The following is an 11676-nucleotide window of genomic DNA, read 5'->3' as shown; positions in this document are numbered from 1 at the left end:
CAAACAACTTCGATTTTTCAGTTGAGTTTCCGTACTGCTGCTTCCACGAACGGATGCTGCTCACTGGCACATCGATCTCCTTAGATACTTCGGTGACGGTTTTGCCTGTCTCCATCATGTGCCTTACGGTTTCGCGTTTAAATGCTTCATCAAAATGTTGACGCTGCTCTCCCATGATTCACCTCAACCTCTCTGTTGTTAGGTTTATTGTATCAGGTCGCTGTTACAGCGTGTCCACTTTTTAGTCTACATCCACTGAGTGAGCTGTAACCCGAAAAAGTCGGCATAGAGCATGAAAAGTTGCGTCGGCATGGACTGTATCCCGAAAAAGTCGGCATAGAGCAAAAAAAGTTGCGTCGGCATGGGCTGTAACCCGAAAAAGTCGGCATAGAGCATGAAAAGTTGCGTTAGCATGGACTGTAATCCGAAAAAGTCGGCATAGAGCATGAAAAGCTGCGACTGAGCGGGCTGTAACCCGAAAAAGTCGGCATAGAGCATGAAAAGCTGCGTCTGAGTGGGCTGTAACCCGAAAAAGTCGGCATAGAGCATGAAAAGCTGCGTCGGCATGGACTGTAACCCGAAAAAGTCGGCATAGAGCATGAAAAGTTGCGTTGGCATGGACTGTAATCCGAAAAAGTCGGCATAGAGCATGAAAAGCTGCGACTGAGCGGGCTGTAACCCGAAAAAGTCGGCATAGAGCTTGTAGTGTAGCGTAGCTTGGCACTATTATTATGCTTTTATTGGGATTCCGAGTAAGCAAAAGTTGCTTCACCACGTTATTTCGAGTTTCAGCACGCTCGGCTCGATTAACACAGCTTAGTACAACTACAACTATTCCGCCTTTTGGACGGAGTTGCTTTATCCCCTGCACCAATCCCGGCGCAAGCCCATACTTTATTTTAATGAAAGCATTGGGGATGAAGGAGGCGCTCACGTCATGCAAGTTGCTGTAAGAAACGGGGATTCGCTATGGAGGTACAGCATCCTTTTTGGCGTACCCTTTCGGCTAGTTGTAGATTCCAATCCGGGCGTTAATCCGGAGTCGCTGTACATCGGGCAAGCTATCCAAATACCGGGTTACGAGTGGGTGGAATACCGCATCGCAAGCGGAGATTCATTATGGCGAATCGCTGCACGAAACGGAATTTCGGCGGAGCTGCTGCTTCAGACCAATCCGGGTTTGCAAAGCAACAATCTTCAAGTCGGAGAGATGATACGCATCCCGAGACGCGTCACGGAGCTGGTTGTGAATCCGCAGCGCAATTATAATACAGCGGCGCTGGAGGAGGACTTAAGCCGATTGCTGGCGGTCTATCCGTTCCTGAGACGCGCCTCCATCGGCAATAGTGTGATGGGCAAGCCCATAACAGAAATCCGCATCGGCAGCGGCGAGCGAATCATTCATGCGAATGGCTCGATCCATGCGAATGAATGGATTACAACACCGCCTTTAGTACAGTTTCTTAACGAATATGCAATGGCCGTAACGAACAGTACGGATTGGCGCGGGACATCGATGTACGCTCCATATTTGGCGATGACGGTATCGATTGTGCCCATGCTTAATCCTGACGGAGTTGATTTGGTGGTGAACGGTCTGCCGGAATCGGAGCCCCTCCGCAGCGAGGTGCTGTCCATTAATGAAGGAAGCATGGACTTCAGCGGCTGGAAGGCTAATATAAGGGGCGTCGATCTGAATAAGCAATTCCCGGCGTTGTGGGAGCGCGATGCCGTTATCGGGCCTCAGTCGCCCGCGCCGCGAGACTATTCCGGCACAGCGCCGCTGACGGAGCCGGAGGTGCAGGCGCTGGCGGAGCTGACCCGGAGGGCTTCCTTCGAGCGGGTGCTGGCCTATCATACGCAAGGCGAGGTCTTGTTCTGGGGCTTCGAAGGGCTGGAGCCGCCGGAATCGGCAGCGTTGGCGCAGGCATTCGCGGATGCGAGCGGGTACGAGGCTATCCGGTATGCAGACAGCGCGGCCGGCTATAAGGACTGGTTCATACAGGATTGGCGCAGGCCGGGCTTTACGATCGAGCTGGGGAGAGGAACCAATCCGTTGCCGCTGAGCCAATACAGCCGAATATATGAGGCATTGTCCAGCATAATGCTCGTTGCTCTTACGCAATAGCTGAAGGGGAGCACCACCGTTTTTCATCTTGCTAATTCATTTATGGCGGAAAAGGATGCGCACATGCGCATCTTTTTTTCGTTCTGCTGGCATAAGGCAAGGCGGAAATGCAAACCATGGTAACATCTGACACGTTAATTGCGAATGCTCAAGATATGAAGATTTAATCGGACGGGGAGGGGCAATATGAGTAGAAGCCGGGTATTATGGGGCTGGATAGCTGCCTCTTCGATCCTCGCGACAGTAGTGCTCGCCGCAGGGCTGGGACTGGTATTCAAGGATTTGCTAGCCGCGCCTGCAGCTGCGGACCGTAAGCCTGAAGCGAATGTTTCTCCTTCCCCTTCGGCGGAACAAGCCTCATCGCTTGCAGACATGAAGGAGATTAGGATCGTCGCATTGGGAGATTCGCTGACGAAGGGAACAGGGGACCCTTCCGGCAAGGGATACGTCCAGCATGTTGCTGACGGCTTAAAGAAAAAATACGGCAAACGGGTGCAGGTTTTGAATAACCTCGCTGTGAATGGCATGCAGGCATCCGAGTTGATAGAGCGCTTATCTCATGATTCAGGCTATCAGTACGCGGTGAAGCAGGCGAATTTGATTCTTTTTACGATCGGCGGCAATGATCTGTTCCTGTCAGCCCGGGCAAGGATGGCACAGAAAGATTGGAAGACGCTCGAGGCGGACGGGCTGGCACAGGGTATAGAGGAGGCGCTGGAACGCTTTCGCCGCATTGCGGATACGATCAATCGCTTAAACCCCTCAGCTAAAGTTGTGTATATGGGGCTATATAACCCTTTCTATGATTTGGACAACCTTAGGAGGGCCAGCATCAGCATGCAGGAATGGAATACGGGAGCGTATGCGGCGATCCATCCTTATCCCAACATGCTGATGATTCCAACCTTTGATTTGTTCGAGGGCCGTATCGGGGAGTATTTGTCGTCCGATCATTTTCACCCGAACCGCGAAGGCTATGAGCGGATTGCCGGCCGAATGCTGGAGTCGCTGGATTGACGAATAGGAGGACAATATTATATGGAAGAAAAGAACTCTCCGGTGCTTCGTGTGAAGGATCTCCGCAAAACCATCCGGGGACAGGCGATCGTGGAGCGAATCAGCTTTGAGATACAACGGGGGGAGAAGTTCGGCTTTCTCGGCCCCAACGGAGCGGGGAAGACAACGACGATCCGCATGCTGGTCGATCTCATCAAGCCGACTGGCGGCACGGTTGAAATCTGCGGGTACGATGTCCAGCGCCGCCCGGAGCAGGCGCTCCGCCATGTTGGCTGCATCGTCGAAAATCCCGAGGCTTACAGCTATATGACGGGCCGGGAAAACCTTGAGCATTTTGCGCGAATGGCAGACGGAGTGAGCAGGGAACGCATTCAGGAAGTAGCCGAAATCGTCAAGCTGCAGGAGCGGATTGATGATAAGGTGAAGACGTATTCCCTTGGGATGCGGCAGCGGCTTGGAATTGCCCAGGCGCTGCTTGCGCGGCCCAAGCTTCTTATCTTGGATGAGCCTACTAACGGACTTGATCCCAAAGGGATCAAAGAGCTGCGGGCATTTGTCCACCGGCTTGCGGAAGAAGGCATCAGCCTGCTAATCTCCAGCCATATGCTTAGCGAGGTTCAAATGCTGTGTGAAAGGGTGCTGATTATGGACCGCGGACGAATGATTGCGACCGGCAAAATCGATGAATTAATTCAAGGGGCCCCACGCTATGTCTACTGGCGCTTCGACAGCCTGGAGGCAGGCGCTGCCGAGCTGGGCAGAGATCCGCGGATCAGCCTGCGAAGCGGACCGGCCGCCGAAAGCCACCCGGCGGATACGATTGCTGCCGATATGCCGGAGGAGATTATCGCGGATACAGTAGACAGGCTGTCCGCTTGCGGCATCGGCATTAAAGCCGTTTACCAGACGGAACCTACACTGGAGGAGCTGTTCCTGGCGCTCACAGGGAGCGAGTCGCTTGATTAAGCTGGCGGCGCTTGTGCAGAATGAGACGCTTAAGCTTTGGCTGAAAAAGCGTTTCATCGTTATCGTCCTTATTTTGTTGATCCTTATCCCGGTATTCACGTATGCCGAGCATAAAGTGGTAAGCAATCACGCCGAGCATTTTGCCGATTGGCGCAATCAGATCCTGCAGCAAATCGCGGATATGGAGAATACGCTGTCCAGCGACCGGATTCCGGAAGAATGGAAGAGGGATCGGCGAATCGCGGTCCAGCAGCTTCAATATTATTTGGACCATGATATCAATCCCAGCGAGCCGAGCGGCGTGCAGTTCACGCGGGAGTTTCTGGGCAATTCGATTACGCTGTTCATCCCGATGCTGGTCCTGGCAATCGGCACGGATATCGTATCCGGGGAGCGGACAAGCGGCACGATTAAGATGCTGCTCACCAGGCCGGTGAAGCGGTGGAAAGTATTGCTTAGCAAATTATGCGCTCTTACCCTCTATGTCTCATTAACCATTGCGGTTACGGTTATATTGTGTTACCTTATATCCGGCTTTGTTTTTGGTTATGGGGGATGGTCGGCTCCGATTCTGACCGGATTCAAGATCGAGGGATCGGCTATCGACAGCTCATCGGTGCATGCGGTGCCGCAGTGGCGGTTCTTGCTCATGCAGGCGGGATTATGCTGGTTCTCCGCCATGACCGTCGCGGCGCTGGGCTTGATGGTCAGCGTACTGATCCGCAGTACGGCTGCCAGCCTGGTGACGATGATGTCGGCGATCATCGCCGGTACAATATTGTCCTCGATGTCCTCTTCGTGGGCCAGCGCCAAATATTTATTTTCGGTCAACCTGAAGCTGACCGGTTATTTGGAAGGAACGCCGCCCCCGATTGAGGGCATGACGCTCCCATTTTCCTTGTCCGTATTGGCGATTTGGGGAGCTTTGGGGCTGATCGTTTCGTTTCGCGTCTTTACGAAAGGGGATATCTTGAATTAAAATAGCTTGAAGATATGAGTACGAGATTGAAGCAGACAAGGATTGGGGGAAGCTCATGGCTGAGCAAATGGATATTATGACAGGCACAGCGGCCGCAGACCGTAATTATGAGGCCGATGATATACAGGTATTGGAAGGCCTGACCGCCGTACGCAAGCGGCCGGGCATGTACATCGGAAGCACAAGCACATCCGGCTTGCATCATTTGGTATGGGAAATCGTCGACAACGCAGTGGACGAGCATCTGGCCAAGTTCTGCTCCGCAATCGAAGTAACCTTGCACAAGAACGGCTCCATCACCGTCCATGACAACGGGCGCGGAATTCCGACCGGCATGCATAAGACCGGCATTCCAACGCCTCAAGTCGTCTTTACGATTCTGCATGCGGGGGGCAAGTTCGGCGGCGGCGGATACAAGAAGTCCGGTGGCCTTCACGGTGTTGGCGCTTCGGTTACGAATGCGCTGTCGGAGTGGCTGGAAGTTGAGATTTTCCGCGAAAGCAAAATACATAAAATGCGCTTTGAATATTGGGTCGACGACAAAGGCAAGGAGCATGTTGGCGAGCCGGTCACGGGGCTGGATATTGTCGGCAATACGAACCGGTCAGGCACGAAGGTAACATTCAAGCCGGACAGCCGCGTATTCCAGAACGGAACGTCGTTCAACTATGACACGCTTGCGGAGAGACTGCAGGAGATTGCATTCCTGAACTCCGGACTGAAGGTGACGATCAAGGACGACCGCAGCGGCAAAGCCGATGTGTTCCATTATGAAGGCGGCGCAAGCCAATTCGTGCAGTATTTGAATGAAGACAAGACCGTTCTGCATGATGTCATTCATTTCGCGGGCGAACGCGACGACATCGAGGTTGAGGTCGCGCTGCAATACAATGACGGCTATACAGAGACGATCGCTTCGTTCGTCAACTCCATACCGACCAGAGGCGGCGGCACGCATGAGACGGGCTTCAAGACCGCTTATACGCGCGTCATGAACGAATATGCCCGCAAAGCCGCGCTCTTGAAGGAGAAGGACAAAAATCTAGAGGGCAACGATCTTCGCGAAGGCATGATGGCGGTCATCAATATCAAGATGTCCGAGGTAGAATTCGTCGGCCAGACGAAGGATCAGCTCGGAAGCGCATCGGCGCGCAGCGCTGTTGACGCTGTCGTTACGGAGAAAATGCAGATATTCCTGGAGGAGAATCCGCAGGTCGCCCAGTCGCTGCTGAAGAAAGCGGTGCAGGCATCCAAGGCTCGCGAAGCCGCCCGCAAGGCGCGCGAGGAAATCCGCAGCGGCAAGAAGAAGAGCGAAAGCTCCAATCTGGGCGGCAAGCTGACGCCTGCGCAGTCGAAGGACTATGCGCGCAATGAGCTGTTCATCGTCGAAGGAGACTCCGCGGGAGGCTCCGCGAAGCAAGGCCGCGACTCCAAGCATCAGGCGATTCTGCCGCTGAAGGGCAAGCCGATGAATCCGGAGAAGGCAAAGCTCGCCGACATTCTGAAGAATGATGAATACAAGGCAATCATCTCCGCAATTGGAGCAGGCGTAGGGCCTGAATTCGAAGCGGATGAGAGCAATTACAATAAAATTATTATTATGACGGATGCCGATACAGACGGCGCGCATATTCAGGTGCTTCTGTTGACATTCTTCTATCGTTATATGAAGCCGCTTATCGACAGCGGAAAGGTCTACATCGCGCAGCCTCCGCTGTACAAGATTACGCGGAAATCCGGCAAGCTGGAGACGGTGCGCTATGCGTGGACGGATGAGCAGCTTCAGAACTATTTGAAGGAATACGGAAAGGGCTACGAGCTGCAGCGGTATAAAGGTCTTGGCGAGATGAACCCGGACCAGCTGTGGGAGACGACGATGAATCCGGAGTCCAGAACGCTCCTTCAAGTGCAGATTGAGGATGCTGCCAAGGCGGAACGACGAGTATCGACGCTGATGGGCGACAAGGTTGACCCGCGCAAGCGCTGGATTATTGAAAACGTAGACTTTACTGAATATGAAGAATAGGGGGGAGCTAGCATGAGCATCCTGGAACAATTCCTGCCGGCGTTTCTGGAGGAGGTCGTAGGCGACCGCTTCGGGCGCTATTCGAAGTACATCATACAGGATCGAGCGATCCCCGACGTACGAGACGGGCTTAAGCCGGTTCAGCGCCGCATTCTGTACGCGATGTACGATGCGGGCAATACGCCGGACAAGCCATACCGCAAATCGGCGAAAACGGTCGGCGACGTTATGGGCAACTACCATCCGCACGGGGACTCTTCGATCTATGAGGGCATGGTGAGAATGGCCCAGCCTTGGAAGATGGGCCACCCGCTTATCGACGGACACGGCAACTGGGGCTCGCAAGACGATGACCCGGCTGCGGCAATGCGCTATACGGAAGCTCGCCTGTCCAAGATAGCGCTGGAGCTGCTGCGCGATATCGACAAGCGGACCGTCCAGTTCAAGGACAACTTCGACAATACGACCAAGGAGCCTGTTGTATTGCCGTCCCGTTATCCGAACCTGTTGGTTAACGGCGTCAGCGGCATATCCTCCGGCTTCGCGACGGAAATTCCGCCGCATAACCTGCGCGAGGTGATTGACGCCTGCATTACCTATATGATGAAGCCGAATTCCACGCTGGAAGATTTGATGGCGATCGTGAAAGGCCCCGACTTCCCGACAGGCGGCATCATCATGGGCGAGGAGGGCATACGCGAAGCGTATTCCACAGGGAAAGGCCGCATATACCTCCGTTCCAAGACGGCGATCGAGGACTTGCGCGGCGGCAAGCAGCAAATCGTCATTACAGAAATTCCGTATCAGGTTGTGAAATCGCGCCTCGTGACGGCGATGGAGACCATACGGCTGGAGAAGAAGGTCGAAGGCATCGCGGAAGTGCGGGACGAGAGCGGACGCAACGGCCTCAGAATCGTCGTCGAGCTCAAGAAGGACGCGGATGCGAACGGAATACTGGCTTATTTGCTTAAGAAGACGGATCTTCAAGTTACCTATAACTTCAATATGGTGGCAATCGTCAACAAAGCGCCGCAGCAGCTGGGTCTGATCCCGATGCTGTCCGCCTATATCGACCATCAGAAGGAAGTCGTCACTCACCGCACGAAATACGAGCTGGAGAAAGCGGAAGACCGCGCTCATGTGGTGGAAGGGCTTGTCAAAGCGCTTAATATCCTGGATGAAGTCATCAATACGATCAAAGCGTCCAAAAACCGCGCAGACGCCCAGGACAACCTGATTGCGAAGTTTGGCTTCACAGAACGCCAGGCCGATGCGATACTGACGCTCCAGCTGTACAGGCTGACGAATCTGGAGATTACTTCGCTTGAGAAGGAACTGAAGGAAGCGCAGAAGAAGATCGCTTACTTGCGGTCCATTCTGGATAGCGAGAAAAAGCTGATCGGCGTCATCCGCGACGAATTGGTGGAGATTCGCGACAAGTACGGCCTGGACCGCAGATCGGATATTAAAGGCGAAGTAGAAGAGCTGAAGGTAAATCTGGAGGTTCTTGTGACGCCGGAGGATGTGCTGGTGACGCTGAGCCAGGACGGTTATATGAAGCGGACCAGCATGCTGTCCTTCACCCGCTCAGGCGGCGAGACAGGCAGCGCAGGCGTGAAGGACGGGGATGTCATTCGCGAGCTGCTGCAAGTGAACACGATTGACAACCTGCTGCTGTTCACCCGCAAGGGCCAGTACTATTTGCTGCCGGTACATCAGATACCGGACTTCAAGTGGAAGGATACCGGCACGGCGATCGTCAATATTATTCCGCTGCCGAAGGATGATTCCATTATTAGCGTCATCCCGATTAAGGATATTCAGGAAGCGGGCTTATCGCTCGTCTTCGTTACGAAGCGCGGACAGGTGAAGCGTACGGAGCTGAAGGAATATGCGACGACACGTTCCACTGCGGTTGCGGCGTGCAAGGTAGCTGATGGCGACGAAGTGATCAGCGTTACCGTCAGCGACAGCCAGAAGCAGCTGCTGCTTGTCTCCCGCAACGGCATGAGCATCCGCTTTGCGGAGACAGAGGTCAATCCGATGGGCCGTGTAGCGGCCGGCGTAAGGGGCATGCAGCTCAAGGACGATGATGAGCTGGTGTCTGCGCTGTGGGTGTCGGATGACGAGGGAGAGGTGCTTGTCATCTCTGATATCGGCTATGTGAAGCGCTCGCTGCTGCTTGATTACCCGATCCAGGGCAGAGGTGGCCGAGGGGTTCAGACGTTCGAGTTCAAGGAAGGCAAGCGTGTTCGTTCCAATGGAGACAAGCTGGCGGCGGCTTATTACTGCAGGCAGCCGATCGAAATTGTGGCGCTTACATCCGGCGGCGCCAAGCTGACGCTGGATTCGGAGAAAGCGCCGATCGAAGAGCGCAAGTCAGTCGGCAAAGGACTGCTGGCCGTAGAGAAGAACGACAGCATTGCGACGACGTTCGAACGGCATGTGCCGGAGCTTAATCAAAAGGCCGATTAGGCGGGTCGAGACGTTCAATTAATTCAAGTATGGCATCAAGCATGACCCACATTGGCACCAGCTCATCCGGGCGGTCAAGCCAATGCGGGTCTTTTATAATGCCGTACGCGCGAATGCGCTCCATGACTTCTGCCTTTCTGCCTTCCAAGGGGTTCACGCTCCTTCTTTGTCGTCAAGGTTAGTGGAATTTCGCCCGTGAAGCTGGGCTGTCGCCACATTATATGTCATCTGCTGTCAAACGGTTCGCTATTATAGCGATTAATGGCGCAAACTATTAATTGGGTTAACCTTTTATTCGACATTGGCAATTGCTATAATAGACATAGAAGAGGTTAATAGGACAGAAAGCGGGTGGGAAGTTTGATTTCTGAAGATTTTACCCGGGTATGGACCAAGCTGTCGCGGGAGTGGAAGATCAGTCTGGAGCAGGCGCTTGCTCCGCTCACGGAAGGCCAGTTGAATGTGCTGGAGCTGCTGCTGGAATCTCAGCCGATGAAACCGTCTGATCTTATCCAATTTTTATCCACGACGCCAGCGGCCATAACGACCTTGCTGGACCGGATGGAGAGAGGCGGGCTTATCGCCCGCACAAGAGACGACAATGACCGCCGTATCGTATGGATATCGGTGACAGAGAAAGGGCTGTCGGAAGCCGAGCGGGGCCGGGGCATTCGCAATGGCATGATCGAGCAGTCGCTTGACCGTATCTCGTCGCATAATCAGCAGCTTCTAGTCTATCTGCTAGGCAAAGTCGCCAATTCATAATAGGAAGGGCCGCCCCCGTATAATCGGGAAGCGGCCCTATTTGTTATCGCATGGATTCCAGCCGCTGTACGAGCATGTCGAAATCCTTTTTCATTTGATCATAATCTCCGGCATTTAACAGCTCGTCGTTATTCATGGCAAGCGTCTCTTCTACGGGCAGGATGCGATAGCGGAAGGAGCGGTCCGGCTTGTAGCGGTGCACCCAGGTCGGAATCGCTTCAATATCGGTAAGCGTCGTCACTCGCTCCGTCACATTCTTGCGGACGCCGACCTTGAAGATAACGCCGTAATCCTTGGAATCGCCGCGCTGGTTGGAGATGAAGTTGCCCATGGAATAGATGATGAGCGAGCGCTTCTCGTTGCCCTGGTCATCGAAGCCTTCAATGACCTCATAAGGCTGAATCACATGCGGATGGGAGCCGGCAATAATGTCGGCGCCAGCCGCAACGAGCGAACGCGCCAGCGACTTCTGGTTCTCCGTCGGGGCAGTCTGATACTCATTGCCGAAGTGCAGCGCTACCGTCACGAGATCGGCTCCATTTGCCTTGAGCCGGGCGATATCCGCTTTTATCCTATCCTCGTCAATGAGGTTAACGAGATAAGGCTTGCCTTGCGGAATCGGAATGCCATTAGTGCCGTAGGTATAAGCGAGCAGCCCCATCTGGATGCCGTTCTTCTCCGAGATGATCAGCGAGTCGGCTTCCTCCTGCGAGTCGGCGGTGCCGATCGCTTGCAGATCCAGCTCCTTCAGATGCTCCAGCGTCCGCAGCAGCCCGCGCTCTCCTTTGTCCAGAGAATGATTGTTGGCCGTCGACAACAGGTTAAAGCCGGCGTTCTTGAGCGCCTCAGCCAGCTCATATGGCGCATTGAAGGCTGGATAGCCGGAGTAGCCGAAGTCGGCGCCGGCTATCGGCGTCTCGAGATTCGCCATTATCCAGTCGCCTTGGCCCAGAATGTCCTTCACCTCTGCAAAAAACGGGTTGAAATCATAGACGCCAAGCGCTGCGTCATAGGCGCCGGGAAGCTGCGGCGAGTGGCTCATAATGTCTCCGACGCCTACCCAGACCGCTTCTGTGTAAGCTGGCGGAGCGGGCGTCGGCTCCGGCGTCGGAGGCGGGGAGGTTGCTGCCGCGACCGTTGGAGGGGCGGAGATCAGGTCTTGCTGTCCAGCACGGTTCGCCCCGCTTTTGTCCCAAAGGGTTTGGGCCAGCAAAACTAGAACAATGACAGAAAGAATGCTTAATAGAATAACAGCGGGAATTAAGACGGTCTTGCGTCTCATAGGGCTTCTATTCGTCCTCTCATAAGCAATGGGAAGCC

The 11676-nt window shown here is 54.2% G+C and carries 11 protein-coding genes; 7 read left to right on the top strand and 4 right to left on the bottom strand.

The features are described 5' to 3' along the window. The coding region (locus tag D3P09_RS28520) for a transposase (protein WP_165867552.1) at positions 1-175 on the bottom strand (175 nt) is incomplete at its 3' end. A 71-nt stretch (positions 176-246) separates the two neighbouring features. Then, complete coding sequence (locus D3P09_RS22860; RefSeq protein ID WP_133305047.1) at positions 247-618, bottom strand: hypothetical protein; 372 nt, start codon at positions 616-618, stop codon at positions 247-249. A 319-nt stretch (positions 619-937) separates the two neighbouring features. Here D3P09_RS22860 and D3P09_RS22855 point away from each other — a divergent pair, with 319 nt between their 5' ends. The 6 genes from D3P09_RS22855 to gyrA all read left to right on the top strand — a co-directional run bounded on the left by D3P09_RS22855 (position 938) and on the right by gyrA (position 9591). Then, complete coding sequence (locus tag D3P09_RS22855; protein WP_120113724.1) at positions 938-2128, top strand: M14 family metallopeptidase; 1191 nt, start codon at positions 938-940, stop codon at positions 2126-2128. 186 nt (positions 2129-2314) lie between these two features. Then, positions 2315-3145 carry a GDSL-type esterase/lipase family protein gene (locus tag D3P09_RS22850; protein ID WP_120113723.1) on the top strand — a complete coding sequence of 277 codons (831 nt, stop codon included), beginning with the start codon at positions 2315-2317 and terminating at the stop codon, positions 3143-3145. A gap of 21 nt (positions 3146-3166) precedes the next feature. After that, the gene (locus D3P09_RS22845) at positions 3167-4111 is read left to right on the top strand and encodes an ABC transporter ATP-binding protein (protein ID WP_120113722.1); all 945 of its coding nucleotides are present in this window, start codon (positions 3167-3169) and stop codon (positions 4109-4111) included. Next, positions 4104-5090 carry an ABC transporter permease gene (locus D3P09_RS22840; RefSeq protein ID WP_120113721.1) on the top strand — a complete coding sequence of 329 codons (987 nt, stop codon included), beginning with the start codon at positions 4104-4106 and terminating at the stop codon, positions 5088-5090. The genes D3P09_RS22845 and D3P09_RS22840 overlap by 8 nt, the downstream gene beginning before the upstream one ends. A 55-nt stretch (positions 5091-5145) precedes the next feature. After that, entirely contained in the window at positions 5146-7116 is a 1971-nt protein-coding gene (gene parE, locus D3P09_RS22835) for a DNA topoisomerase IV subunit B (RefSeq protein ID WP_120113720.1), read from the top strand. Positions 7117-7128: 12 nt separating this feature from the next. Beyond that, positions 7129-9591, top strand: a complete 2463-nt coding sequence (gene gyrA, locus D3P09_RS22830; RefSeq protein ID WP_120113719.1) for a DNA gyrase subunit A — start codon at positions 7129-7131, stop codon at positions 9589-9591. Here the strand turns inward: gyrA and D3P09_RS27835 are convergent. Further along, positions 9572-9739 carry a hypothetical protein gene (locus tag D3P09_RS27835; protein WP_165867551.1) on the bottom strand — a complete coding sequence of 56 codons (168 nt, stop codon included), beginning with the start codon at positions 9737-9739 and terminating at the stop codon, positions 9572-9574. The two genes, gyrA and D3P09_RS27835, sit on opposite strands and share 20 nt — an antisense overlap. A gap of 212 nt (positions 9740-9951) precedes the next feature. On the opposite strand from D3P09_RS27835, the gene D3P09_RS22825 reads away from it, so the two are divergent. Beyond that, entirely contained in the window at positions 9952-10356 is a 405-nt protein-coding gene (locus D3P09_RS22825; RefSeq protein ID WP_120113718.1) for a MarR family winged helix-turn-helix transcriptional regulator, read from the top strand. Positions 10357-10399: 43 nt separating this feature from the next. On the opposite strand, the gene D3P09_RS22820 is transcribed toward D3P09_RS22825, so the two are convergent. After that, positions 10400-11638 (bottom strand): CapA family protein, encoded by a 1239-nt coding sequence (locus D3P09_RS22820; RefSeq protein ID WP_120113717.1) that lies wholly within the window; start codon positions 11636-11638, stop codon positions 10400-10402. Positions 11639-11676: the final 38 nt, after the last annotated feature.

It is taken from the genome of Paenibacillus pinisoli (assembly GCF_003605435.1).
GTDB classification, from domain to species: domain Bacteria; phylum Bacillota; class Bacilli; order Paenibacillales; family Paenibacillaceae; genus Pristimantibacillus; species Pristimantibacillus pinisoli.
The sequence above is the reverse complement of the archived record's forward strand: the minus strand, read 5'-3'. Positions and strand labels throughout refer to the sequence as shown.

Excerpts from the sequence above, each read along its gene's own strand:
- D3P09_RS22860 (WP_133305047.1), bottom strand. The coding sequence starts at position 618 with ATGCCAACGCAACTTTTCATGCTCTATGCCGACTTTTTCGGGTTACAG.
- D3P09_RS22855 (WP_120113724.1), top strand. The coding sequence starts at position 938 with ATGCAAGTTGCTGTAAGAAACGGGGATTCGCTATGGAGGTACAGCATC.
- D3P09_RS22850 (WP_120113723.1), top strand. The coding sequence starts at position 2,315 with ATGAGTAGAAGCCGGGTATTATGGGGCTGGATAGCTGCCTCTTCGATC.
- D3P09_RS22845 (WP_120113722.1), top strand. The coding sequence starts at position 3,167 with ATGGAAGAAAAGAACTCTCCGGTGCTTCGTGTGAAGGATCTCCGCAAA.
- gyrA (WP_120113719.1), top strand. The coding sequence starts at position 7,129 with ATGAGCATCCTGGAACAATTCCTGCCGGCGTTTCTGGAGGAGGTCGTA.
- parE (WP_120113720.1), top strand. The coding sequence starts at position 5,146 with ATGGCTGAGCAAATGGATATTATGACAGGCACAGCGGCCGCAGACCGT.
- D3P09_RS22820 (WP_120113717.1), bottom strand. The coding sequence starts at position 11,638 with ATGAGACGCAAGACCGTCTTAATTCCCGCTGTTATTCTATTAAGCATT.